The sequence below is a fragment of the Fusibacter sp. JL298sf-3 genome (assembly GCF_053842995.1).
This window is the reverse complement of sequence record NZ_CM132608.1, coordinates 2,212,813-2,238,257: the sequence shown is the minus strand read 5'-3', so window position 1 is coordinate 2,238,257 and position 25,445 is coordinate 2,212,813. Positions and strand designations below refer to the sequence as shown.

Sequence of the window (25,445 nt, the reverse complement as noted above, 5' to 3'; positions counted from 1 at the left end):
TCCATATTTTTGTAAAGGCTTTTTTGATGTTTTCTTTCGAGACCCTCGCAAGCAACCCACTGTTTCATTTTTAAACACTTATAGAGTGAAAAGTTTTAGCGACTCTTGCGATACCCCCGGTTTTTGCCAAATAAAAAACCTGCAAGACAACTGTCTCACAGGAAATTTTATAGCTTACAACACTCTTCTGTTTTCAAGACTTTTCGCCAAAGTCACTTGGTCGGCATATTCTAAGTCGCCGCCCACCGGTATACCGTGTGCCAATCGGGTCACGCGTATATCGGTGCCTTTCAATAGTTTAGAGATATACATGGCGGTTGCTTCCCCTTCTATGGTTGGGTTAGTCGCCAGTATGACTTCATCTACCGCTTCATTTTGCAGTCTGACAATGAGTTCCCTCAACTTAATTTCATTTGGTCCCACGCCATCCATTGGAGAAATGGCCCCATGTAGCACGTGGTACTTGCCGTGAAACTCTTTGGTTCCCTCTATGGCATATAAGTCCCGCGTACTTTCGACGACGCATAGCGTGGTAGCATCTCGCTTGGCATCTCGACAGATGTCGCAAGTCTCTTCTTCTGTAAGGTTAAAGCAAATGTCGCAAAAGTGGACATTGCGTTTGGCATCGACCAGTGCTTTTGCAAAGGACTCCGCCTTTTGAAGATCTTGGTCAATAATGTAAAACGCCAATCTCTGAGCCGTTTTTCTCCCGATGCCGGGCAACTGAGCGAACTCGTCTATCAAACGGCTGATGGCAGGTATATACTTCAATCACGGCCTCCTAGAATAAGCCCGGAATATTCAAGCCACCTGTGAATTTGCCCATTGTGGCATTCATTTGTTCATCGGCAGTTTTTAAGGCTTCATTGACGGCGACAATAATCAGGTCTTGAAGCATTTCGATATCATCCGGATCGACGATTTCAGGTTTGAGTTCGATGTTGATGACCTCTTTTTTACCGTTGACGACGGCCTTAATGGCGCCACCACCTGCTGTCGCTTCAAACTCTTGCTCTTCTATCTTGGCTTGTGCGTCTTGCATATCCTTCTGCATCTTTTGAACTTGTTTCATCATATTGTTCATATTTCCCGGAATCATAGGTTTTCCTTTTGCCATTTTAGTCCTCCTTAATTTCTAAAACATTTTTATAAGCTTCAAAATAGTTCTTTACTTCTTCTTTCATGTCAGAAGGCTTTGAAGCTTCATCAGACACGATAAAAGTAAGTTGAACATTTTTTTTAACATGGGCGCTCATGATGTGGTTAAGTGCCTCTAAATTGCTCGGGTTGGTCAACACACCAATAAAGAGCTTGTTTTCACCGGTTAAAGCAATGGTGCATTGCGTCCCCTTCACGGCAACCGGTTTAGAGTTGTCGAAGAACGGCGACAAGGCTTTTTTCTTTTCAGAAACTTCGGATAAAAACGCATTGTAATGGGTTTCAACCGCCTCTAAAGTCAAATCGCCCTCTGCAAATTCCACAAAGGTCTCCACTTCAGAAGGCACTGTCTCTACGGTCTGTTCCCCATTTGTTTCCGAACTAGGCCGAGTGTGTTCAACTGTTGCTACTTGAGGCGCCGATGGCACAGGTGCAGCAGTGTCCCTTAAAGGCATTTTAGTCGGCGCTGTGACAGGGGTTTGTACGACCACGCCTTTTTCAAGTTTTTCAATGCGTTCGAGAAGTGCCTCAAAGGAATTGTCGTAAACGGGATTGGTCAATTTGAACACAATAGCTTCTATGAGTATCCGTTTATTGGATGAGAACTTAATGCGCTTAGACAAATCGATAAACAAATCCAGTGCACGGCTGATATGTGCCGGCGTCATCGCCTCAGAAAGCTCAACGAGCGAAGCGATATAAGCTTCTGAAGAGGGGATCAAAAGTTGATGGTGTTCAACAGAGGTGTTTTTAACGACGAGCAAATCTCTGTAAAGGGCAATCATGCCGTTGAGCAACTGCGTCAAGTCTTTGCCCGCTTGTACCATGTGATCGAGAATTTTAAGCGCCTCTTCCACTTCACTTTGAGCAATAAACTGTGCAAGTGTTAACAACTGCGTCTTTTCCACAATGCCCAATATATCTATCACATCTTCTTTTCGTAACATATGTTCCGTTGTTGCGAGACACTGGTCCAGGCCGGACAGCGAATCTCTCACGGCACCGTCACTTTTTTCAATAATCAGTCGCAGGGCATCGTCTTCATAATCGACACCCAAACTGTTACAAACATGTTTTAACCGCTTTAAAATGGCGTCATACGACACTCTTTTAAAATCGTATCTTTGGCATCTTGATAAAATGGTCGCCGGAATTTTTTGAAGTTCGGTTGTGGCGAGTAGAAACATCACGTAAGACGGTGGCTCTTCAAGTGTTTTCAATAAGGCGTTGAAAGCCCCTTGGGACAACATGTGGACCTCATCTATGATATACACTTTGTACTTGCCTTTTGACGGCGAAAATTTAACGTGTTCACGCAGTTCACGAATATCTTCCACACTGTTGTTTGACGCCGCATCCATTTCCACCACATCGATAAACTGGTCCTCTAAAATACTGAGGCAGTTCTCACATTGGTTACATGGGTTACCGGCGTCAGGCGACAAACAATTAACCGCTCTAGCAAAAATCTTAGCCGTAGATGTTTTCCCCGTTCCCCGCGTACCTGAAAAAATATAGGCGTGTCCATAGGTTCCCGATACAATTTGGTTTTTAAGCGGCGTAATAATATGGTTTTGACCGATGACTTCATCAAAATTTTGAGGTCGCCACTGTCTATAAAGCGCCTGATATGACATCGTATTCTCCTTTAATATCGCGTTTTTCCACGGCATAATCTTCAATAATCAATTCTACACGCTCTCGATTTTCCTGTATCAATTTGAGCATGACCTCGACAATTTTGGGGTCGAACTGGCTACCACTGAATCGCTCCAGTTCGCGAACAGCTTCTTCAATAGATCGTTTTCCCGAATAAGAGCGCGCAGACGTAATCGCATCAAACGCATCTGCGGCACCAATAATAGAAGCGAACTCAGGCAAACGGTCCAATCGGACTTTGGGGTAGCCTTTGAGGTCATAGCGCAAGTGATGGTAGAGGATCCCGTCCATAATATCGGTTTCCAAATCGATGGCCTCTAATATTTGTATGGCCTTCTCCGGATGCAGTTTCATTTCTTCGTATTCCTCTTGGGTCAACTTGCCTTCTTTAACTAAGATGGACTGTTGGATGCCGATTTTGCCGACATCGTGAAGTAAGCCGGAAATTTCAATGCGTTCAACCTCTTCATTACTATAGCCCATTTTTTTTGCAATTTCAACCGCAAATCTCGAAACGCGCCGCGAATGCCCCTCGGTGTATTTGTCCTTTGCCTCAATAACATTGACCAACGCCTGAATGGTGTTAAAATACTGGTTTCTCAGTGTGTCGTAAATGACTGCCCGCTGCACTACCATTGTAAACTGATTGTTAAACAACTTAATGGTCTGTTTGTCCGCTTCTTTCAAGCGACTCCGAAGAAACAAACTGTAAACGGCCACTAGGCGCCCGTCGACTTCTAGTGGTGCAATGACTAAGCTCTTGAGCCCGCGCTCCCTGTAATCGATAAAGACGAGTCTAGGATGCTTAATCCAATCGTCGTTTAAATACATCATCGGTGTAAACGCCTCGTCGGCATTTTGATAAATCGATACCTGCTTGAGGGCCCTGCGCACGAGGGTACGATCGCTTTTTATAAAGTGCAGGTCGTAGGCGTCCAGCCCTAAAATTTCATCGATACTCTCTAAAATTTTGCCAATGAGAAAGTCGATGCCGATGCTGCCTTTCAAGTCGAGGTTGCGCTGGGTGATGTGCTTAAAATGAACGTCTTTGCTCAGCTTGAGATCTTCTGCCTTCGTCAGCCTCAGTGCCTTGTCTTTCAAAACCACCAGTTGACGCCCTTCATACGATAGACGATGCTCAATCTTATCCGGTGGAATCACGCCACTTTCCACCAACTCAATGAAGTTGTACTTAAAACGGTCATTGCTCCAAACAACTTGTTCCTTTTCATCTAGCAACGCCATCGGGTCGTAGACGCGCGTCATGACCAAGCGATTTTCCGCCACCTTCTCTTTGGTCTTTTCAAGGGTCTTTTCAAGTTCAGCAGTTGTTTCTTGAAGTTGTAAACTTTTTGCGTCATAACAATTGCGCAGGTACTCAAAGTCTTTCGAAAACTTAAACTGTGTCTGCTCAAAAAAGCGATGTGCTTTTCCGATTTTTACAAGGCGTTCTCTGGCGTTGGACTCGGGAAGCTTTTCGAGAAAGTCGTGTGTACAACTGTCATCCACCAGTCCTGCAGTGGCTTGATGAATCGGTTCACTAGCGCTGCGTTTCCGATTGCTCCAAACCGACCAAACATAATAAAGATAATAACTGATTATGAAGTATACAAAAAAAGCCAACACAAAAACTGTACGTTCTTTTGTCGTCCACAGCGTCCACTGAAAAATCGCCAAGACACTCCAGAAGAGCATGCCGGGGACTGCCAAAATACCGAAGAGCAGCCAAGAGAGTTTAGACGTCTTCATGAAGCCACCTCTTCGTCGTAAAGTGCAAAAATTATATTGTCGGGGTCTTCAAACATGCTGGTCAAAATGCGTATAAAGTTCGGCGCGTATTTTTCCCCTTCAAAAAGGGCCATTTCCATCATAAACGTCTTGTAAAAAGCCTCTCTTTTAGAATAGGTCAAAAACATGTCTAAATCGTTACAAACTCTGATAATTTGTGCATAATACGGCTGTTCTTTAAGCCCCATTGTCGCCATGGCCTTGTCGTTGTAATCCATGTGGTGATGCTCAATCCCCTCTAATATCATTTTACTGAGACCAACTTTCTCAATCATTTGGCGACCGAGGCGCCCATGGGTATGCACATCGACGTAATTGTCGAGGGCGTTATCTGAAAAAGCGAGTTTGCCCACATCGTGCAACAGGCCGGCAATATAGATTTCGTCCACCTCTGATTGGCTAAAATAGAGGCGCTCTGCTATGATTTTACAAAGTTCCGCCACGCGTCTAGAGTGACCGCCAAATCGTCTGGACTTGATTTCTGTTGCGGTTACAAAAGCCTCCACAGTCTTAAAGTAGTTGTTCTTTACTTCTTCAATTAACATAATCTTCTCAATAGCCAACGTCAACTGAATGGCAATGGACTCGTAAAAGACCGTATCATTTTCGTCAATAGGTTGTGTGGTCACCACGCTGAAGAGCCCTATTTTCTTGTCGTTGCTCACCAGAGGTACATAAGCGATGTACTGTCCCTTTTCGAGACACGCCAAAACCCCCGCCTCTCTGAGCAACAAATCGCTCTTACGGTTGATGATGTGCATTTTGTTGTTTAAAAAAGCGTACCCGGCGTGGGATTGCGTCACAGATTTTATCCTTTTAAACGATTCGATCGATTTCAGGCCGTTAGTGGCTTTCAACACCAAGCCTTTGTCCGGTTCGTAAAGCCTGACGCCAGCTTCTTCTAATGCCGCCACATAGTTCAGCTTCTCCAGTGCCTCCTGAAGCACCGTCTGAATTGTATTTTGATCGGAAACGACCAGACTGAGTTCGTAGAGCAAATTAATGACCTTGCTCTTTTTATAGTGAGCGTCTTTAATAGCCTGAAGTGCCGGTAAATCCTCTAGAAACAAATAGATGTGTTGAACCTCGCCCGCTTTCATCTGTCGAACGGTGCGCCCAAAAACCGGCGTTTCTTTGCCGTTTAATTTAAGGTGAAACTTAATGCGATCGATGTCGCGCTTTATGAATAAATCGATACCGTGAAAATCAATGGCCATCAACTCAAAGATAAATAGGGGCGGCTTTTCAAAATAACGTTTAAAACTGTCGCTCATACAGCGTATTTTACCGGAGGTATCTATGACCACAAAGCCGTAATCCAGATGCTTTAAAAAGGCGTTAAAAGTGCCTGATGCACTGGCGTAAAAGCCTTGTTGTGATTCCAGCTGAACGCTTTGAGAAGTCAAGGTCTCCTCTAGAACCTTCACTTTTTCTTCCTCTAGAGTCAATGCCTGATTAAGCGCTTTTAAAAACCCTGTGGTTTGTGTTAAATGCTGTTTAAGCAAGGCGTATTGCGTTACCGGCTTTTTAAAAAAATAGGTTTGATCGATGAGCGTCACATCTCCCAAACAGCCGTACACCCGCTCTTGCTCCTGTATGTACATCATGCCGTATAGCGCCATCGCCGCCAAGCTTGTAAAAACAAAAAAAACACCGCCGGTTAGTAGAGTCGTTAAACGAACAGGGATCAGGTGTATCAATGCGGCTATAGAGAGCATCACCACCAGAAATTGAATGCCCATATATATTAAAAGGTGAACAAAAAGTTTTTTCACACCAAAAACTTTCATGAGAAACTCCTTTCATCACAAAGTCTTAAATATATGTTATTTGAATTTTTCTAAAAGTACAATAAAAATTTGATTTTTTTTGTACTTTTATGTGATGAAATGATTTATAGGGTCAAAATGAGACAGAAAACACACCCTGTCCACCATGCGGCGCTGTGGCACAGCATGGCTTACATAATAAAACACCACTCATACGAGTGGTGTTTTATTATGTAAGCCATGCACTTAGCTTCGAATGAACTTTATAAACGTACCTCAAGCAGTTGACTCAAACCAGGAACCCCCACGGCACATAGATGGGCCTGCTTACCGCTGCTGCCTTCCGACCCTGACGGAGTTCACAGGTACCTATTGCGTAGGACCCAATTCTCAACATCACTTACTTGCGACTGACTTCACAAAATTCACCCTCAGCTAAGCATCAACCCTGCTTTAGCGGACTGCAGGTTACAAGGCACCGCTACCTCCCCGTCTAGCATGGCGTAAGTTGAATGGCGGAGAGAGCGGGACTCGAACCCGCGGGGCCATGACAGCCTTACACGCTTTCCAGGCGTGCCCCTTAGCCAACTCGGACACCTCTCCTCATCTATCGACGTCTTCTTTTAAAAAACGCCTTTACAATTTCTCGACACGCCTCTGCCATTATGCCCGACTCGATCTGACAATAATGGTTAAGTCCATCGACTTCAAACAAATTAAAAAGACCACCACAGGCACCGGCTTTTAAATCTTGGGCGCCATAGTAAATCGTCCTAATTCTAGACTGATATAATGCCCCACTACACATGGGACAGGGCTCTATTGTAACATAGATATCACAATCCGTCAATCGCCAGTCGCCTATTGACTTTGACGCGTTTTTAATGGCGTTGAGCTCTGCATGGCCCAAAGCACATTCACTTGATTCTCGCGTATTGTGTCCGCGACCGATTACCAGATTGTCCTTAACGATAACGGCACCTATGGGGACTTCTCCAATACGTGCTGCCTGAGCCGCTTCTTCAAGCGCCATGGCCATAAATGTTTCTTTAGTCATTTTGCACTGCCTTTCACCGAAATAGAACGTTCGGTACTGCTCAGCGTTCAAAACAATGGCACCCCCAGCAGGAATCGAACCTGCAATTTGCCCTTAGGAGGGGCATGTTATATCCATTTAACTATGAGGGCCCACTTCGAACACTATTTTATTATAACTTTATTTTGAGTTTTTATCAATCCCATAATGATTGGAAAAGAAAACGGCCACGCGGTCATCTGACATCTCGTCATCAAAAGCCTGCGTACCATTTTGAACTTGAATGCGCTCGATATCAAGTCCAAGCTCAATCAGTGCCTGTGCAACGGATTCAATACGTTTGTCACCTATGTTACGAATTTGTTCCGATGTCCAAGTCCCCGATGCGGTGTCTACATAACTGACAATGGCTATGGGCTCATCTTTGTAACGTTTGAGCACTTCCATAAGATACACCAACTCCCGATGTGCTTCTTCAGACAGGTGCGTTTCACCGGATGCAAACGGGAGAATCAGCTCAAAGTTCTTTAAATCATCTAATTGAAGCGTGCTGTAGTGTCCTGAAGGCGTTTCCGGCAACTCAGTTACTTCAACAGGTTCCGGTGTTTCTGGCACAGGTGCTTCCCCGCCGGGGTCTTCCTCATTGGTAACCTTATCAGGTGTCGCATCGACGACCGGTGGCGCCTCACTTTCGACCGTTACAGCTCTTTGGTCACCAAAGTAACGAACAATGTATGTTCCCGATGAAACCATACCTATGAAAAGTGCACACATCACTACACCAACCAGCACTTTTCCCCTTCGTGTCAATCGATACTCCATGTCGCCTCACCTTCTACTTCTTTGGCTTGACAAATTCAACGAGGTTGATAATTTTCTGAATCTCATACTCGATCATGGTGTTTTGATCTTCTTGGAACTTGCGTCTATTGGCGTTGATTTCTTTTAAGTCTTCTATGCGCTTTTGCAACTCATTGATGGTGGCTTCATTGCGTTCAAACACGTCCTGTGTTGTGGAAACCGTCTCTTCAAGTACCGTATTAAGTGAGTCGATGCGCTTGTAGGCATCGTTAAGCAAATCGTCTAAACTTATATTGGAGACCTGCATGATATTGAGCACCGTTTCACGCTTTACATCCAATGGTAAATTCTCCGGTATGGCCTTTAAATACACATCGGTCATGAAAATCGTCTTTTTGACATCTGCATTCAAGTTGGAGTTGCGGTAAATTTCTTCTATTGTCATCAGCTTATTTTTTTCGTACGCACCAATAATCAAATCGAGTTTGTCACCGATATCTTTTGGAATATCTTCTTTTGCAATAGAAGGTTTAGGCTTCTCTACTGCCACATCTTCCACAATAGGTGTCTCATCGCTCTGTATTTCGTCTGTCGCATCGCTTGTTGGCTCGTCTAGAGTCTCACCCTGTGTTTCATTCTGAGACGCATAGTCTGTCATCTTCGTCAAATCTGGGACGTGTTCAGGTTCAGGGACTTCTGTCTCTTCATTTGACACGAGATCTTCATTTAACAATTCTTCATCGGGGTTTGTCGATTCTATAATCCCCAATCTTTCAAAAATCGATTTCTTTGCAACCACTTGACTACCTCCTAATTAAACAGATTCATTTTACTTTCCAAGTATTGAACTTTCCCCCTGTAGCGCTTGAGATTGCCTTTGTATTGATCGATGACCTCGTCTTTGCGCTGTATTTGCTTCTTTTTGGATGCAACTTGTTGATTTAAGAAAGCGACCATCATGGACAAATCTTGGAGTGCCATCTGCCTGATTTCCAAATCTGTCGAGTCCCCGTGACGGACATTTTGTTCAATGGTCTCTTTGATAATATCGATGCCTTCATCGTCTATATACGTGATGTTGCTACGCGTATGCACATGATTTTTAAGGGCCTTTTTATTTTTACTTATTTTTTTATAAATTGTGACCTTGCTTACCCCAAGCATTCTCGCCACTTCAATTACACGGTACATCTAATCACCCCGTTACACTGTTAATCTTTTTCAACAAGACCAGTTGATGCGCGTTAAACGTCTCTAAAGTCTTATCCAGCTTGTCTTGGTAGTCTTCGATAAGTGCATCCTTTACTGCCAACTCCTCATCGAGACGCAACAACTCGGCCTTTAAAATCTCAATTTGGTCCATATAGACCTTGCGTTCCTTTTCGTAACGCGTCAACGGTTGCTTGCGAACCGGTTCTTCACTTAGCACCTCGGCCTCTGCTTCTTCCGGCACAGGTGGCTGTTCTTCCATAGACGCCGGCTTGTTGAGCAGCGTCTTTAGAATTTCTACCCCTCTTTGATCAAAATAAGTAACCCCATCTATCTTTTTAATGTTAGGCTCGAGCAAAGACTTATGGGAAATGAGCTTGGCAAAAATTTCTGTTTTCTCTACGAGCAACAGTTCTGCAACTTCGCTTATTTTATACATGTATCCCCCCTACAAAATAAAACAGGCTGTCGACTCCCCCGTATACCATCGGCAGCATTTTATCGACATTTCTGTTTACAGTTAATTAACTGTAAATGTTCTAGACATTATAAAAACTCATTTTTCAATCATTTATTCTATTTTACAGAAATTCATAGGGCTTTTCAAATACTATTTTCATATATCTACTATTGTTTATAAATCATCTTATTTAAATGTTTAAGATTTAATTCTGTAAGCACTTACACTTATTTTTCACCGCACTTTATTCGTATACCCATTTACTATTATGGCATTAAATCATTTTAAACACTAGGTTTTAAACGACGTAAGACTTTGCCGTTTTAAATTTGAACACCCTTTTTTTGTTTGATAATAAGACACTTACAACGGTTTTAAAAAATGAGACACCTCATTTTTGAGTGAGATGTCTCATTTTGATTGTTTATCTATTTTTCTATAAAAAGTACTTCTGCTGATGTTTAAAACCTCACAAGTCAATGTGGCGTTGCCGTGTAACTTTTGATAGACTTCTTCAATATACTGCTTTTCGCAATGCGCCAATGATCCAAACAGCTCTGCATTATAGTGGGTAATAGAATCTCTTGTAAACGGTTTACACTCTTCCTTAAGACCCTCTATTAAATCGATGACATCGTCATAAGTATCGTTTGATAACCCCTCTTCAATCATCAAAAGCTCGGCGTCGTCATAAGTATATCCCTGTTGTCTCAAGAGAAACTTAAGGGCACCTACGCGCGCATCTGACGATAAGGTATCAAAATCCTCAAGGATTATTTCCTGTCCTTTTAACCGCTCATAAAGCTTTGATGGCAAAGAGTTACCGATGTTTTCTCGAGTAAATACAATGTGGTGTTTCTCGTCGGTTTTCATCAGCTGTCGATCGATGACACCTGTGATGACGCCAAACAATTTCTCAGAGGCCAACTCCAAGTGATCGATGATCAAACAACGGTGCGCAGCCGCGAGCTCTTTAAACACATCTTCTAAATATCCCATTGGCATCTGAGCTAGATTTAAGTAGTACGGCCATTCACCTAAATGTTTAAAAATATGCCAGGCCAAAGTTGTCTTACCGGTTTTTTTAGCACCGGTAATCAGTAGCGGCATTGAAGTCGAAAGAAAGGACCTGACTTTTTCATCGACGACATCAAACTGTTCCTTCGAATGAAAGAGAGGTGAATGAAAAACATCTTGCACCAAGTTGGTTGTCTTAACTTGCTTGTTGAGCAACGGCATACTGCTCACTGCCGATCGGAACTGGCCAATATCATAGGGACTCGGTTCAAAATCCGAAACCAAAACCAAGCACCCTTCTACCGATTCGTTGCAAACAATCGGAAAAGCACTTGTAAAATGAGCGGATAAAATATCTAAATAATGTTCTTCAGGTTGTAGCACCATGACCTTCTCATATCGAACAGAAAGCGCTCCGGCATTCGTTCCAACTGTATACTCTTCAAGTGTGGTAAAATTAAGATGAAACAACTGCGTACGTGAAGCCAATACTTTAAGTTGTTTATCGAGCAAATAATAATCATAAGCTTCGTTGACAATTCCATCCAGCTGTCGTTTAGAAAGTGAAAACGCTTCTAACTGAAAAGCACTTTCTAAAAGTTCAACGATGTGTTCCGGCCGCATTTTATTGAGCTGACATTTATACCAAGAAATGGCCACTTCATCGCGTATAACATTTCTATTGAGTCTTCCGGTTCTCATAAAAACCGATTTAGCTTCTTTTATAGAGTCTATTGGAATCACCCCTTTAATTCTCTTAAATTTCGCGTTTTAAAGACTTTTATCGATTTGTTGATGTTTGGTACTCGATGCGCAAATAAACACGATACGGACGCCTTTTATTTTACAATATATGTTAATTAAAGATGTTTATTTGCTCTTTTCCCACAGAGATATCTGCCGGATCTGTGCCGATCAAATTGCCATCAGCATTGATAAATGTAACACCATTAATGGCTTCCACTCTAATATTCTTTGCTTTGTAATAATGTACTTCTTTAATTTCACTTAGACGACCCTTGTAGATTTTTTTAAACTCTTTCAAGAACTTTAGAGGAGAAACCTTTTCTACCACACATACCTCCAGTAAGTCGTCTGTTAAATCGCTATCGGGAAAAATTTTCATACCGCCGCCAATGTACTTACCATTACCTATCGCCAGCAGTAGAATTTCTTTTTCTATAACGGTATCGTCTATAGTAATCCGCATCATAGGTGCTTTATAATGTAGTGCCGTTGAAAGCGTGCTCATCATATAGGCCGCTGATCCGGAAACTTTATCTTTTAGTTTTTCTGTTTTTTGAATAATCGGCCCGTCAATTCCAAATGAGCAACTGTTTATAAACTTATGTTGGTTCACCGTTCCAAAGTCAATTGGCTGTGTTTTATTTTCAATAACACGTTTTAAAATTTCTGATATTTCGCGTTTATCCGATACCGCTTTTACAAAATCATTCCCTGTTCCCAAAGGCAGTAAGGCAATTTTGATTTGTTTTAACACAGCGCCATCTTCAGGTAAACCGTTGACGAGTTCAAAAAGTGTCCCATCGCCTCCTAATGCGACAAACTCGTAAATACGCTTTTCAATACACATTTTCGTCAAAGTCGTTATATCAGATTTGTACTTTGACACGTGAATACTCAGTTCTATTTCACCTTTATACGGCTCAAACATTTCTAAAATAAGCGGCAATGTTTCAATCGCTTTTCCTTTTCCTGCAACGGGATTGATTAAAACTGCGATTTTTCTATTCATAGTTTTCCTCTATTTGTCCTTTTCTATACGCTCTAACATGCCCCTGCGTTTTAAAACCCGTGTTGAATCTCGTGAATTAGTGGTGTTCTTTTCTTCTCCTGTTAAGACGCATGACGGCTTAATAAAAATGTTTCACGTGAAACATGATGCCTTGATGTTTCACGTGAAACATTATCCTCTTTGAATAAACTCCAGTATCCTGTTTAAATCATCAACGGAGTAAAAGTCTATGGTTATTTTACCTTTACCCGATTTTTCTTTTATCTTAACTTTTGTTCCAAAAGTACTGGACAATTCATTCTCTATGGCCACAACTTCCTTTTGCTTTTCTAAACGCGGCACTTTTTTCACACTGGACTTGAAACCCTCTTTTGCAATTTCTTCAGATTTTCTAACGCTCAGGCCCTCTTCTATCATCATGTCAAATAGGCGCTGACGGAGTTTCTCATCGTCTATAGACAAAAGTGCTCTACCATGCCCATGAGAAATCGCTCCGGAAGCAATGGCTTCTTGCATCGACTTATCAAGCTTTAGCAGTCGTAGTGTGTTTGTTAAATGTGACCGACTTTTTCCGACAATCTTACTAAGTTGCTCTTGCGTCAAGTGGTAATTTGAAATCAGCTGCTCGTAAGCATGAGCTTCCTCAATTGCAGATAAATCTTCTCGTTGCAAGTTCTCAATCAAAGCCAATTGCGCAATTGTAAAAGCGTCGACATCTTTGATAATCGCAGATATTTTTGACTTTCCGACTTGTTTACTCGCTCGCCATCGGCGTTCGCCGGCGATAATTTGAAAAGTTCCTTTATTGGGTTTCACTATAATCGGTTGAATCAGCCCGTGTTGTTCAATCGAATCGGCAAGCGCCGCTATGGCTTCAGCATCAAAAGAGGTCCGCGGTTGGTTTTTGTTCGGCACAATTAAGTCAATATCAATCTCTTGTATCAGCTCTCCTTGAGCGTTGATGTTCATCTCAATTTTTTGCGCCTTTTCTGTTGGGATCAAAGCACCTAGGCCTCTTCCTAAACCACTCTTTTTAACGGCCATTTTTCACCTCTGCTTTCAAGAACTCTTTGGCTAAATTCTTATAAGCCAAAGCCCCTTTTGAACGCTTATCGTAATACATGATAGGCAACCCGTGACTCGGCGCTTCAGCCAACCGAATATTTCGTGGTATCACTGTACTAAACACCAGCTCTTTAAAGTATTTCTTTACTTCTTCATGTACTTGTAATGAAAGATTAGTTCTGGCATCGTACATACTCAGTAAAACGCCTTCAATTTCGATATTGGGGTTTATATTTTCTTTAATGAGGTTAAATGTGTTAATCAAGTGTCCGAGTCCTTCTAGTGCGTAGTACTCACATTGAATAGGAATTAAAACACTCTGTACCGCTACTAGGGCATTAACCGTGAGCAAACCCAGTGACGGTGGACAATCTACAATTATATAATCGTAGTTGCTTGAAACCGCATCCAGTTGGTTTTTCAACAAAAATTCTCTTCGTTCAAACTCAATTAATTCAATTTCTGCCCCTGCTAAATCAACACTGCCGGGAACGATATGAATCCCTTTAAACGCCGTCTCGACGATAACTTCTTCTATAGACTTCGACTGTAACAGGACATCGTATAAGCTGTACGTCAATGACGTTTTGTCTATACCGAGACCACTGGTCATATTGCCTTGGGGATCGTTGTCAATTAAAAGGACCTTCTTCTTTTTTTCTGCCAGGGCCGCTGCAAAATTTATAGCAGTGGTCGTCTTTCCGACACCGCCTTTTTGGTTAAATATAGCGATTGCTTTACCCATACTGCCTCCTACGGTTCATATTATCTCCATTATACTAGAATTAAACCAATAAAAAAAGACACCATACGGTGTCTTTTACTTTTTATAAAGGATTTTTTTTAGGTGTTCCAGCTTTTCGCGGGTATTTTTTAGAAATATCGCCTTTTTTTCTTATTATAAGAATATCGCGTACCCCTTGGTTGTCCGGTAGCTGAAATTTAACTTCATCAACCAGTTCGGATTGAAGGAGAGAAAGTGCGTTCTGCGCGTCGTCGAGTTCTGTTTTCGATTTGAGACTTTTGTACGCTAGAAAGTACCCGCCTACTTTAACAAAAGGCATCACGTATTCAAGTAACAACCTCAACTCTGCCACTGCACGCGAAACAGCAAAATCGTATTGAGAGCGAAAATCTGGATTTTGTCCAAAGTCCTCAGCCCGTCCGTGAACAAAAGACATTTGATTAAGCTCAAGTGTGTCACATACCATTTCTAAGAACCCAATGCGCTTTTTTAAAGCGTCTAATCCGGTGACCGATGTTTCACGTGAAACAATTTTCAAAGGTATAGAAGGAAATCCGGCACCTGTTCCTATATCAATAAGCGTCTTGCCTTTAAAATCAAAGTCCATTTTTGTTACAAGAATACTGTCTAAAAAGTGTTTAATGTAGACATCCTGCTTTTCTGTAATGGCCGTTAAATTGTACTTTTCATTTTCAGATACGAGCAACTCGTAGTAGCGTTCAAAATCATTAAGTTGTTGTGGCGTCAGATGTAGACCACAGGACTCAAATAGTGCATTCATCAGGCTTGCCCCTTTCTCTGTTTCATCTGCTCAATATAGACGAGCAACACGGAGATATCCGCAGGTGATACACCGGATATTCGAGAAGCTTGTCCAATTGAAGCCGGCTGTATATCCGCTAGTTTTTGTCGTGCTTCCAACCGCAGACTTTCTACCTGATAATAGTCTATACCTTCTGGAATCAACTTGTTTTCTAATTTCTTAAACTTCTCTACCTGTTCAAGCTGCTTTTTTATATACCCTTGGTATTTGAGCTGAACCTCCACTTGTTTAACCACGTCGGGTTTGAGGTCAAGTGGCCTCGTACTGTCTACGGCTTCTAAGTCTTTATAAAAGATTTCCGGACGTCTTAACAAATCCACGATTTTCAAGCTTTGAGTGACCGGCTTCATCCCCTTTTGCTCCAATATAGGATTGAGGTCTTCCATCCGTATCTTAGCTGATTCAATGCGCTGCAGCTCTGATTCTATCGCTGCTTTTTTCTCTGAAAAGCGCTTAAATCGCGGTTCAGTAACCAGTCCTATAGCATGCCCTTTTTCAGTTAATCTCAAGTCGGCATTGTCTTGCCTCAATAAGAGACGGTATTCTGCTCGCGATGTCATCATACGGTAAGGTTCATCTGTCCCTTTTGTCACCAAGTCGTCAATTAAGACGCCGATATACGCTTCAGAGCGGTCCAGCACAAATGGCGATTCGCCCTTAATAAGCAATGCGGCATTAATGCCTGCTATCAACCCTTGTGCGGCAGCTTCTTCATACCCCGACGACCCATTAAACTGTCCCGCAGAAAAGAGGCCTGAAATCTCTTTGAACTCGAGGGTCAATTTCAGTGTCAATGGGTCCACGCATTCGTATTCAATTGCATAAGCCGGTCTCATAATCTCGCAGTTCTCCATCCCCGGAATCGTTCGCATAAAAGCCAACTGAACATCTTCCGACATGCTGGTACTCATGCCCTGGACATACATTTCATTTGTATCTCGTCCTTCCGGTTCAATAAACAACTGATGACGCTCTTTGTCTTTAAAGCGCATAATCTTCGTTTCAATTGAAGGACAGTAACGCGGTCCGGTGCCTTCTATGGTTCCGGTGAACATCCCCGATCGATCGAGATTGTCTAAGATAATATCGTGGGTGACACCGTTTGTATACGTCAGCCAACATGGCATTTCATCAATCTCAACAGCGTCGTTCATAAACGAAAACATTTCCACCGATTTATCGCCCCACTGAATCTCCATGTTGTCATAATTTAAAGTCCTCGCATCGACCCTAGCCGGTGTGCCGGTCTTAAACCGTCTCATTGAGAAATCGTATTGCTTTAAATCTTCCACCAGCGCATACGATGCCGCTAACCCATTTGGGCCACTGGATAAAATGGCGTCGCCAATGAAAATTTTACTTCCCAGGTAAGTTCCCGTGGCGAGAACAACCGCTTGGCTCCTATAGATGGCACCCGTGGCGGTTACAACGCCTTTAGCGCACTTATCCTCTATAATCAACGACGTCACTTCAGCTTGTTTGAGCCAAAGGTTCTCTTGATTTTCTATCACTTTTTTCATTTCTCTGTGATAGGCATTTTTATCGGCTTGAGCCCTCAAGGAGTGAACAGCCGGTCCTTTAGAGTGGTTGAGCATTTTACTTTGTACAAATGTCTTGTCGATGTTCAGCCCCATCTCCCCGCCGAGCGCATCGATTTCTTTGACGAGATGTCCCTTGCCGGTACCGCCAATTGAGGGGTTGCACGGCATCATTGCCACAGAATCGAGGTTGATGGAGAGAAGTAAAGTTCTAAGCCCCATACGGGCGTTTGCAAGTGCAGCTTCACAGCCTGCATGGCCTGCGCCGACGACGACACAATCAAATGTGCCTGCATCATAAGTTCTTACCATAATGTTGTGCCTACTTTCCTAAACAAAAATTACCAAAAATATTTTTCAGCAAATCGGCTTCAACGCTTTCACCGGTGATTTGCCCCAGATTAAAAATAGCTTCCTTGATATCCACTTCTATAAAGTCGTACGGCATACCGCTTTGTGCTGCTCCTAAAGCATCGCTTACATTCGTAAGAGCTGTATCGAGCAAGGCAATATGGCGCGCGTTTGTCACCAGTTCATCGTGATTACCCGCGATTTCCCGATTAAATACAACTTCTGAAATTGCTTTCTCTAAAGCATCTATGCCGATTTCATTGACAACAGAAGTTCTCAATATTACTTTGTCGTTAAGCAAAGACTGGATTTTAGAATCGTCAATTCGCTGCTCGAGATCAGATTTGTTGATAATGACCACTGCGTGCTTGTCTTTTACGAGGGCCATCAACTGTTCGTCTTCTTCAGTCAATGGTTCAGCACCATTGAGCACGAAGATGACGAGATCGGCTTCGTTAAATGATGCCTTTGAACGCTCGACGCCAATTTTCTCTACGACGTCGACCGTCTCACGAATACCGGCAGTGTCAATGAGTCTTAACGGAATACCACCGATATTCAGCTGTTCTTCTATCACATCGCGCGTCGTCCCTGCAATCTCGGTGACAATGGCGCGCGATTCTCTTAAAAGCGCGTTCATCAAACTTGATTTTCCAACATTGGGTTTTCCTACTATTACTGTTCTGACACCTTCTCGTATAATCTTACCCGTCTGACTTGAAGCATGAAGTGTCTCTACCACTTCGCGCACTTCTGTTAAACGATCGATAATTTGACCGTAGGTAATCTCTTGGATATCCTCCTCGGGGTAATCGATGCTCACTTCAACCTCTGCCATTAAAGCCAACAAGGTCTGACGCGCTGCGCGTATCTTGCCCGACAAGTGCCCTTCCAGTTGATTCATAGCCACATCAAAACCGAGTTGCGTTTTCGAACTAATCAAATCCATTATAGATTCCGCTTGTGCGAGATCAATGCGCCCATTTAAGAAAGCGCGCTGGGTAAATTCTCCACGGTCAGCTGGGCGAGCGCCTTTTCTAAGCGTCAGGTTCAATACCTCTTTGATCGGTACGACGCCGCCGTGGCAGTAGATTTCTACGATGTCTTCTCGCGTGTATGTTTTGGGCCCTTTCATTTTAACGGCCATCACCTCGTCAACCACGCGTTCACCATCTTTAATTTTACCGTACATCAGTTTCCGATCTACGGTTTCAGTCGTCGCTGCCCCTTCAAAAATACCATCTAGTATTGCAAAGGCATCTGTACCACTCAACCGTACAATGCCTATGGCACCTTCTCCGAGAGCCGTTGCTATTGCAACAATTGTATCGTATATCATATGGGCTCCTTTATATCTATTTACCACAGTGAACACCATATGACTGGATTTTCGCCCGTCACATGCCGTTACACCGACGAACCGAGCATCTAAGCTTTTGCGCGATTCAAGTCTTGTTATCTAAATCAAAATATAACCCAGTGAATACTGGGTTATAATCGTATTAGTTGGCTCTATTCTTTTTGTAATCGTAGTATATGACGACTTTTCTATAAGGTTCGTCACCTTCCGACTTGGTGCTAACACTCGAATTGTTTTGAAGCGCCGAATGAATGATGCGTCTTTCATAAGGATTCATCGGCTCTAAAACGACATTTTTACGCGTCTTCTTAACCTTATTCGCCAACTTTTCTGCTAGGGACTCCAAAGTTTGCTTACGTTTAAAACGGTAATTTTCTGTGTCGAGTACGACGCGAATGTACTGATCTTGATTTTTATTGACCACCAAGCTGATTAGGTATTGGAGAGAATCCAATGTTTGGCCACGCTTACCGATTAATATGGCCATGTCTTCACCAATCATATTGATTTTTAACACTTCTTCTTCAAGTGCCATCTCCAATGTCGCCTTGATGTTCATTTCTCTGAAAATAGAGGTTATAAAATTTTCTGCGTCATCGAGTACACTGTTTTTCTTCGAAACGCGAATCACATAATCTTTAGCGCCAAACCCCAAAAATCCCTTTGACCCTTCTTCGATAACTTCGTACTCGACGTTGTCGCGATCGGCTTCTAAATCAATCAAAGCCAATCTTAGAGCTTCCTCGATGCTTCTACCTGATTTTTCTACAAATTTCATGAAACCATGTCCCCCTTAGACGGTCTTTTCATAATATATTGTTGAACGAGCTGGAATATACTACCAACTGTCCAGTACAAAATCAATCCAGAGGCTAATGACTTACCCCAGAATAAAATCATTACTGGGAAAATCGTTTGCATAATTTTCATAGGATTGCCCTGTCCCGGACTTGGAGCAGGTTGTGCTGAGCTCATCGTTGTCATTTGGAAATAAGTGAAAAGTGCTGATAGTATAGGCAGTATCCCCGGTAAACCCAGCAGCCATTCCGGACCTGTAGAAATAACATTAGAAATTAAATCGGGTTGAGATAAGTTTTTAACCCATAAAAACCCTTGTTCAATAGCAAGTTTCGCTGTCTCTGTATCGCCGCCGAACACGTAAGTAATCGGCTCTCTTAACGCGGTAAAGAGACCAATGATAATTGGAAATTGGATGAGTAAAGGCAAACAGCCGCTAAGCGGGTTGTAATTGTGCTCCTTGTAGAGATCGAGCATCATCTGATTCTGTTTTTCCTTATTGTTCTTATACTTTTCCTGAATTTCTTTCATTTTTGGTTGAATTTCAGCCATCTTTTTAGAAGACTGCAATTGCTTGATTGTAAACGGCATTAACAATAGTTTTGTCAACAATGTAAAGATGACAATCGCGATGCCGTAACTATGTACGACATTGAAGATAAGTCCCAATAAATACCCAAAAATCTTTGCGAAAATAGCCAAATTAAAATCCTCCTGATATTATTCTAATGGATCATAACCGCCTGGATGAAACGGATGACATTTTAGAAGCCGCCTGACTGTTAAATACCCGCCTTTAAATGTACCATATTTTTCAAAGGCCTGCATAGCGTACCTCGAACAAGTAGGCTCAAATCGACAGTTTGAACCCAAAAAAGGCGAAACAACTTTTCGATACCATTTTATCATATAAATAAAGATGTATCTCACAAAATCACACTTTCCGTTCTGTTGACTTCCTTATTATTGGGCCAACATACCGTCACTTTATTGAATACCCGCTTTTTTTAACAAATTTAGAAAGGATTTTTCGACATCCTTGTAGACTGCTTTTGAAGCATTTACACGTGCAATCACTATATAATCGTAATTCTTATTTTCGGGACAATGCAAACGATAAACTTCCTTTATTAAGCGTCTAACGCGATTCCGCGTTACACTGTTGCCTACTTTCTTGCTGATAGACAGGCCCAGTCGACAGTATCCCACTTTATTGGGAATAGCGTACAAAACCAAATACCGATCTGCATAAGATTTGCCTCTTTTATATACGCGCGAAAACTCTGAAGGTTTTTTTAAACTGATGTACTTCATATGCCCTCCAAAATCTAAACTTACAAAAAAAGACCACTGACTGCGGCCTTTTAATCATTATGCAGATAATTTTTTTCTACCTTTTCTTCTTCTGGCTTTAATTACATTTCTGCCTGAACTCGTTTTCATTCTCTTACGAAAACCGTGCTCAACTTTTCTTTGTCTCTTCTTTGGTTGATAAGTTCTTTTCATTCTCTGCACCTCCTTACCTAGCTTCATTATATATGAACATATTTTTCACGCAACTCTGCTAAAACATTATAACGTGTACCCCTGTCATTGTCAAGTTTATTCATTGTAAAATCTCAATTCTGCGGTTTCCTGTATCACCTCTATATCTAGTTAGTATTAGCTGTACTTATCAAAGATATTGTGGGTCCGATGGAACTTTATCCACACCCCTCTATTATTTTTACAGCTATTTTTTTTATCCACAAGAAATCTTTTAAAGTTTTTTTGTGGATAAGTTTGAATTCCCCTTAGAAATTTGTTAAAATGATTTGTACTCACAAAATGCAATTTAGACGACTCACACCTTGTGGATAAGTATAAATTGTGTATTGTTTTGCTTTTTTTTTTGACTTTTTAGCATTTTCACTGTGGGTTTTGTTGATAAATTCGAATAATTTCTGTTGATAACTCTATTTTTTTTAACCTATTCACACATTATCCCGATTGAGGCGTGTCAGACTATTAATTATGAGTTATCAACAATACTCACAGTTCATTGTGGATAAAAGCTTTATTTAGGAGGATATTCTATGGACAATCAATTGATTCCCATCTGGGAAGAAGCGCGTGAGATTATGCGCAACGAGCTGATGACGGTGAGCTTCAGCACATGGATTGAAACAATCGATCCCATTGCCATTGACGGCGATACTTTAATTTTGCAAACGACGGGGAACCTCAATCGTAACGTGCTTGAAAACCGCTACAACGACCTGATTATGAACACCATCAAACACATCACCGGCACTTCATACAGCATCAAATACATCATCCCAGAAGAGAATACACTTGAGCCTAAAAAAGCAACGCCCTCTGAAGCAGCAGGCAGCTTTGAAAACACCAATCTCAATCCTCGGTACGTTTTCAATGAGTTCGTCGTCGGCAACAGCAACCGCTTTGCACACGCCGCGTCACTGGCTGTTTCAGAATCTCCAGCTAAAGCTTACAACCCGCTTTTTATCTACGGTGGTGTCGGATTGGGCAAGACCCACTTAATGCATGCCATCGGCCATTATATTCTCTCACAAAACAAAAATGCACGGGTGTACTATGTCTCCAGCGAGAAGTTCACCAACGAGCTGATCAACTCCATAAAAGACGATAAAAATGAAGCTTTCCGCAATAAGTACAGAACAGTCGACGTTCTACTCGTCGACGATATACAGTTCATCGCCGGTAAAGAGCGTACTCAGGAGGAGTTCTTCCATACCTTTAACGCCCTATACGAAGCGAACAAACAAATAATCGTGTCGTCAGACCGACCGCCTAAGGAAATTCCAACCCTTGAAGACCGCTTGCGTTCTCGGTTTGAAATGGGCTTAATCACCGATATTCAAGCCCCTGATTTTGAAACACGAATTGCTATTTTAAAAAAGAAATCTGAACGCGATCGCATTGATATACCAAATGATGTCTTCGATTTCATCGCCTCTAAAATCAAATCGAATATACGTGAACTCGAGGGGGCACTCAATCGCGTTATCGCCTACGCGACCTTAACCAAAAAAGACGTCGACATCAACCTCGTCAACGAAGCCCTAAAAGACGTTTTCTCGTCTACGAAAGTGCGTAAAATAGACGTCGACCTCATTAAAACGGTGGTCGCCGAATACTTTAATATTAAAATAGAAGATTTTGATTCTAAGAAGAGAACCCGTTTGATTGCCTATCCGCGGCAAATTGCCATGCACATCTGCCGCGAGCTAACAGACCTCTCACTCCCTAAAATAGGGGAAGAGTTTGGCGGGAGAGACCATACGACGGTAATCCACGCCTGCGAAAAAATCAATCAGGAAATCAGTTCCGATTACGAAGTTAAAAATAAGATCGACACCATTATCCGAGAAATTAAAGGCGAGTAACAGGATGTGGGTATGTTGATAATCCACATGTGGATAACATCTGTTTTTCATGTTTTTTTCTACATGTGGAAAACGGCGTTTCTACCGAGGACTTTATACACATGTTAGCAAATGAAAGAAAGGGCATTTATCAACGGATTTCTGCCTTTTCCACAAATCAACAAGCCCTATTACTATGACTGTCTTTTTGAATTATTATTGGTTATCTAAAAAGGAGGTTCTCACCATGATTTTTAAATGTCACCAAAGTGCTTTATCCACTGCCATCAATATTGTTTCAAAAGCCGTTTCTTCAAAAACAACTTTACCTATTTTAGCTGGAATCTATTTTGAATCTATTCCAGGTGGCATCAAACTCATCGGTAACGATTTGAACTTGAGCATCGAAACACAAATAGAAGCACAAGTTGAAAGAGAAGGCGCCATTGTTATGCCATCGAGACTTATTTCAGAACTTATTAAAAAACTACCTGATGCAGACATTGAGTTCGTCATCAATGACAACAACGTCGTGGATATTCACTGTATGAACTCCAGCTACAAACTCATTGGTTTACCGGGTAACGAGTATCCGGAACTCCCGATTATTGAGGATAAAAATGCGTTTCAAATGGACAAAGAGCTCTTCAGCAACATGATTCGACAAACGAGTTTTGCTATTTCTCAAGACGAAGCGCGACCGATTCTCACAGGTGCTTTACTGGAGATTGAAAACGGTAAATTCAATATGGTCGCCATCGACGGTTATCGAATGGCCATAAAAAATGCGGTTATAAAAACGGATTTGAGCCAAAAAGTAGTTGTTCCCGGAAGAACTCTCAATGAAATCAGTAAGCTCGTTTCCCAGTTTGAACATAAGAACGACTTAAAGATAGCCTTTGATGAAAAGCAAGTGCTGTTTACCATTCACAACGTCAAAGTGTATTCTCGACTGTTAGCAGGAGAATTCATCAATTACAATCAAATTTTACCGACAGAGTACAAGTCGGTTCTCACAGTAAAGACCGACGATCTCTTTACGTGTTTGGACCGTTCCTTTTTAATGGCGCGAGAAAATAAAAACGTTGCTATTCGACTCGATATTAAGGACGACCAACTTAAAATTATCTCGAACTCAGAGATGGGAAGTGCCGTGGAGACTTTGCCAATTGGTCTCGAAGGACAGGACTTGGAAATCGGTTTTAACCCGAAGTTCTTGATTGACGCATTAAAAGTTATTGAAAGCGACGAAATTCAAATGCACTTTGTCAACAATGTGAGTCCGTGTATTATCAAACCGGTAGATACAGACAACTACACTTACCTCGTCTTACCGTGCCGAATTGCCAAGTAAAAAGGAGAGGCTTATGCAAACAGTTCTTATAAACACCGAGTATATTAAACTGGATCAGCTCTTAAAGTTTGCCGAGGTCATCGATTCCGGCGGTATGGCAAAGTTGCTGATTACAGAAGGATTTGTGGCGGTCAACGGCGGCACTTGCCTTGAACGCGGTAAGAAAATTCGCAGCGGAGATCGCATAAAAGTTTCAATTCCAGATGCTGAAGGCACTATTGGAGAAGTCGTTGAGTTCATCGTCGATAAGAAGGTGTAAATGTGAAGATTAAAGCCATTGCACTAGAAGGCTTTAGAAACTACGATGGGGTCAAAATAGAACTGGATCCCAAACTGAATTTAATCATTGGTCAAAACGCCCAGGGCAAGACGAATCTCCTAGAGGCCATTTACGTCTCCGGATTTGGAAAGTCTTTTAGAACGACCAAAGACAACGACCTGATTCATTTTGAGAAAGACTACGCCGCGGTAAAAGTCGACGTTGAAAAAGCCAACGGGTATTGCGAATCCATTGAATACCGGTTGATGAAGGGGAAGAAAGCCTTTTTAATCAACGGCGTCAATATCACGAAGATCTCAGAGCTCCTCGGGACGTTGAACATCATTGTCTTTTATCCGGACGATCTCAAACTCATTAAAGAGAACCCAACTGAGAGGCGTCGGTTTATCAATCGAGAGTTGTCTCATATCAGTAAGACGTATTGTCTCGATATTATCGAATACAACCGCGTACTCGCGCAGCGGAATGAACTGCTCAAAACCATTGCGTACAAACCGGGGCTCAAAGAGACGTTGGACATATGGGATGCGCAACTTTGTGACAAGGGGGCGCGCATCATCAAAAAGCGCTCTGAATTTATAACGGCGCTAAACGTCATCAGTCAAAAGATACACAGTGGCATTACACAGGGCAAAGAAAAATTAAAAGTGGCTTACGATACAGCTATAAAAGATTTCGCCAGTTATGATACAATTAAAGAGGCGTTAATGACGCAGCTTAAAAAAAATGTCGATGGAGATATCAAAAGAGGGTTTACATCTGTAGGCCCCCATAGAGACGATTTGACCATCACCATCAACGGTATCAATATCCGCTCCTTTGGCTCACAAGGCCAACAGAGAACAGCTGCACTCTCTCTAAAGCTTTCAGAAATAGAGATTATTAAGAACGAAGTAGGTGAAATGCCAATTTTGTTGTTGGACGACGTGATGAGTGAGCTGGACATTCAACGGCAGAAGGATCTGATACACACCTTGAAAGATGTCCAGACGATTATTACAACCACAGATATACAAAACCTATTGGACGATTACATTAATACTTCCAAGGTTATTCAAATAAAAAATGGACATGTGCTTGACCATTAGGAGG

Annotated in this window: 26 protein-coding genes, 2 tRNA genes and 1 other RNA gene; 4 read left to right on the top strand and 25 right to left on the bottom strand. The window is 42.1% G+C overall.

Annotated elements, in window-relative coordinates:
- Nucleotides 1-174: 174 nt before the first annotated feature.
- The 25 genes from recR to rpmH form a co-directional block, all read right to left on the bottom strand.
- Nucleotides 175-771, bottom strand: coding sequence for a recombination mediator RecR (recR, locus tag ACR6HW_RS10690; RefSeq protein WP_455727713.1), 597 nt, complete (start codon nucleotides 769-771; stop codon nucleotides 175-177).
- A 10-nt stretch (nucleotides 772-781) separates the two neighbouring features.
- Nucleotides 782-1,117: a YbaB/EbfC family nucleoid-associated protein gene (locus ACR6HW_RS10685; RefSeq protein WP_455727712.1), complete on the bottom strand. Its 336-nt coding sequence runs from the start codon at nucleotides 1,115-1,117 to the stop codon at nucleotides 782-784.
- A gap of 1 nt (nucleotide 1,118) precedes the next feature.
- Nucleotides 1,119-2,795 carry a DNA polymerase III subunit gamma/tau gene (dnaX, locus tag ACR6HW_RS10680; protein ID WP_455727711.1) on the bottom strand — a complete coding sequence of 559 codons (1,677 nt, stop codon included), beginning with the start codon at nucleotides 2,793-2,795 and terminating at the stop codon, nucleotides 1,119-1,121.
- On the bottom strand, nucleotides 2,773-4,566 hold the full coding sequence (locus tag ACR6HW_RS10675) for an HD-GYP domain-containing protein (protein WP_455727710.1): 1,794 nt from the start codon (nucleotides 4,564-4,566) through the stop codon (nucleotides 2,773-2,775). The genes dnaX and ACR6HW_RS10675 overlap by 23 nt, the downstream gene beginning before the upstream one ends.
- Nucleotides 4,563-6,395: an HD domain-containing protein gene (locus ACR6HW_RS10670; RefSeq protein ID WP_455727709.1), complete on the bottom strand. Its 1,833-nt coding sequence runs from the start codon at nucleotides 6,393-6,395 to the stop codon at nucleotides 4,563-4,565. The genes ACR6HW_RS10675 and ACR6HW_RS10670 overlap by 4 nt, the downstream gene beginning before the upstream one ends.
- A gap of 217 nt (nucleotides 6,396-6,612) precedes the next feature.
- Nucleotides 6,613-6,876: signal recognition particle sRNA large type (ffs, locus tag ACR6HW_RS10665), an RNA gene on the bottom strand.
- Between the two features lie 11 nt (nucleotides 6,877-6,887).
- A tRNA-Ser gene (locus ACR6HW_RS10660) sits at nucleotides 6,888-6,977 on the bottom strand.
- A gap of 4 nt (nucleotides 6,978-6,981) precedes the next feature.
- Nucleotides 6,982-7,431 (bottom strand): nucleoside deaminase, encoded by a 450-nt coding sequence (locus ACR6HW_RS10655; RefSeq protein WP_455727708.1) that lies wholly within the window; start codon nucleotides 7,429-7,431, stop codon nucleotides 6,982-6,984.
- Nucleotides 7,432-7,487: 56 nt separating this feature from the next.
- Nucleotides 7,488-7,562, bottom strand: a tRNA-Arg gene (locus tag ACR6HW_RS10650).
- 28 nt (nucleotides 7,563-7,590) lie between these two features.
- Complete coding sequence (locus ACR6HW_RS10645) at nucleotides 7,591-8,232, bottom strand: OmpA family protein (RefSeq protein ID WP_455727707.1); 642 nt, start codon at nucleotides 8,230-8,232, stop codon at nucleotides 7,591-7,593.
- A 13-nt stretch (nucleotides 8,233-8,245) separates the two neighbouring features.
- The gene (locus ACR6HW_RS10640; protein WP_455727706.1) at nucleotides 8,246-9,010 is read right to left on the bottom strand and encodes a hypothetical protein; all 765 of its coding nucleotides are present in this window, start codon (nucleotides 9,008-9,010) and stop codon (nucleotides 8,246-8,248) included.
- A gap of 11 nt (nucleotides 9,011-9,021) precedes the next feature.
- Complete coding sequence (locus ACR6HW_RS10635) at nucleotides 9,022-9,402, bottom strand: helix-turn-helix transcriptional regulator (RefSeq protein ID WP_455727705.1); 381 nt, start codon at nucleotides 9,400-9,402, stop codon at nucleotides 9,022-9,024.
- 4 nt (nucleotides 9,403-9,406) lie between these two features.
- Nucleotides 9,407-9,859: a hypothetical protein gene (locus tag ACR6HW_RS10630; RefSeq protein ID WP_455727704.1), complete on the bottom strand. Its 453-nt coding sequence runs from the start codon at nucleotides 9,857-9,859 to the stop codon at nucleotides 9,407-9,409.
- A gap of 432 nt (nucleotides 9,860-10,291) precedes the next feature.
- Nucleotides 10,292-11,599 (bottom strand): helix-turn-helix domain-containing protein, encoded by a 1,308-nt coding sequence (locus ACR6HW_RS10625; protein WP_455727703.1) that lies wholly within the window; start codon nucleotides 11,597-11,599, stop codon nucleotides 10,292-10,294.
- A gap of 154 nt (nucleotides 11,600-11,753) precedes the next feature.
- Nucleotides 11,754-12,653 carry a diacylglycerol/lipid kinase family protein gene (locus ACR6HW_RS10620; protein WP_455727702.1) on the bottom strand — a complete coding sequence of 300 codons (900 nt, stop codon included), beginning with the start codon at nucleotides 12,651-12,653 and terminating at the stop codon, nucleotides 11,754-11,756.
- Nucleotides 12,654-12,824: 171 nt separating this feature from the next.
- Nucleotides 12,825-13,697, bottom strand: a complete 873-nt coding sequence (locus ACR6HW_RS10615; RefSeq protein WP_455727701.1) for a ParB/RepB/Spo0J family partition protein — start codon at nucleotides 13,695-13,697, stop codon at nucleotides 12,825-12,827.
- Nucleotides 13,687-14,463: a ParA family protein gene (locus tag ACR6HW_RS10610; RefSeq protein ID WP_455727700.1), complete on the bottom strand. Its 777-nt coding sequence runs from the start codon at nucleotides 14,461-14,463 to the stop codon at nucleotides 13,687-13,689. Before ACR6HW_RS10610 ends, ACR6HW_RS10615 begins: the two co-directional genes overlap by 11 nt.
- An 82-nt stretch (nucleotides 14,464-14,545) precedes the next feature.
- Complete coding sequence (gene rsmG / locus ACR6HW_RS10605) at nucleotides 14,546-15,244, bottom strand: 16S rRNA (guanine(527)-N(7))-methyltransferase RsmG (RefSeq protein WP_455727699.1); 699 nt, start codon at nucleotides 15,242-15,244, stop codon at nucleotides 14,546-14,548.
- On the bottom strand, nucleotides 15,244-17,136 hold the full coding sequence (mnmG, locus tag ACR6HW_RS10600) for a tRNA uridine-5-carboxymethylaminomethyl(34) synthesis enzyme MnmG (protein ID WP_455727698.1): 1,893 nt from the start codon (nucleotides 17,134-17,136) through the stop codon (nucleotides 15,244-15,246). The genes rsmG and mnmG overlap by 1 nt, the downstream gene beginning before the upstream one ends.
- Before the next feature lie 10 nt (nucleotides 17,137-17,146).
- Nucleotides 17,147-18,514, bottom strand: coding sequence for a tRNA uridine-5-carboxymethylaminomethyl(34) synthesis GTPase MnmE (mnmE, locus tag ACR6HW_RS10595; protein ID WP_455727697.1), 1,368 nt, complete (start codon nucleotides 18,512-18,514; stop codon nucleotides 17,147-17,149).
- Between the two features lie 163 nt (nucleotides 18,515-18,677).
- Complete coding sequence (gene jag, locus ACR6HW_RS10590; RefSeq protein ID WP_455727696.1) at nucleotides 18,678-19,313, bottom strand: RNA-binding cell elongation regulator Jag/EloR; 636 nt, start codon at nucleotides 19,311-19,313, stop codon at nucleotides 18,678-18,680.
- On the bottom strand, nucleotides 19,310-20,035 hold the full coding sequence (locus tag ACR6HW_RS10585) for a YidC/Oxa1 family membrane protein insertase (protein ID WP_455727695.1): 726 nt from the start codon (nucleotides 20,033-20,035) through the stop codon (nucleotides 19,310-19,312). The genes jag and ACR6HW_RS10585 overlap by 4 nt, the downstream gene beginning before the upstream one ends.
- Nucleotides 20,036-20,053: 18 nt before the next feature.
- Nucleotides 20,054-20,263, bottom strand: a complete 210-nt coding sequence (yidD, locus tag ACR6HW_RS10580; protein ID WP_455727694.1) for a membrane protein insertion efficiency factor YidD — start codon at nucleotides 20,261-20,263, stop codon at nucleotides 20,054-20,056.
- A gap of 57 nt (nucleotides 20,264-20,320) precedes the next feature.
- Nucleotides 20,321-20,647, bottom strand: a complete 327-nt coding sequence (rnpA, locus tag ACR6HW_RS10575; RefSeq protein WP_455727693.1) for a ribonuclease P protein component — start codon at nucleotides 20,645-20,647, stop codon at nucleotides 20,321-20,323.
- Between the two features lie 57 nt (nucleotides 20,648-20,704).
- Entirely contained in the window at nucleotides 20,705-20,839 is a 135-nt protein-coding gene (rpmH, locus tag ACR6HW_RS10570) for a 50S ribosomal protein L34 (protein ID WP_455727692.1), read from the bottom strand.
- Nucleotides 20,840-21,408: 569 nt separating this feature from the next.
- Between rpmH and dnaA the strand changes: the two genes are divergently transcribed.
- The 4 genes from dnaA to recF all read left to right on the top strand — a co-directional run bounded on the left by dnaA (nucleotide 21,409) and on the right by recF (nucleotide 25,441).
- Nucleotides 21,409-22,740 (top strand): chromosomal replication initiator protein DnaA, encoded by a 1,332-nt coding sequence (dnaA, locus tag ACR6HW_RS10565; protein ID WP_455727691.1) that lies wholly within the window; start codon nucleotides 21,409-21,411, stop codon nucleotides 22,738-22,740.
- Between the two features lie 226 nt (nucleotides 22,741-22,966).
- Nucleotides 22,967-24,073, top strand: a complete 1,107-nt coding sequence (gene dnaN / locus ACR6HW_RS10560) for a DNA polymerase III subunit beta (RefSeq protein WP_455727690.1) — start codon at nucleotides 22,967-22,969, stop codon at nucleotides 24,071-24,073.
- A gap of 13 nt (nucleotides 24,074-24,086) precedes the next feature.
- Nucleotides 24,087-24,332, top strand: a complete 246-nt coding sequence (locus tag ACR6HW_RS10555) for an RNA-binding S4 domain-containing protein (RefSeq protein WP_455727689.1) — start codon at nucleotides 24,087-24,089, stop codon at nucleotides 24,330-24,332.
- A 2-nt stretch (nucleotides 24,333-24,334) separates the two neighbouring features.
- Nucleotides 24,335-25,441, top strand: a complete 1,107-nt coding sequence (recF, locus tag ACR6HW_RS10550; protein WP_455727688.1) for a DNA replication/repair protein RecF — start codon at nucleotides 24,335-24,337, stop codon at nucleotides 25,439-25,441.
- Nucleotides 25,442-25,445 lie beyond the last annotated feature (4 nt).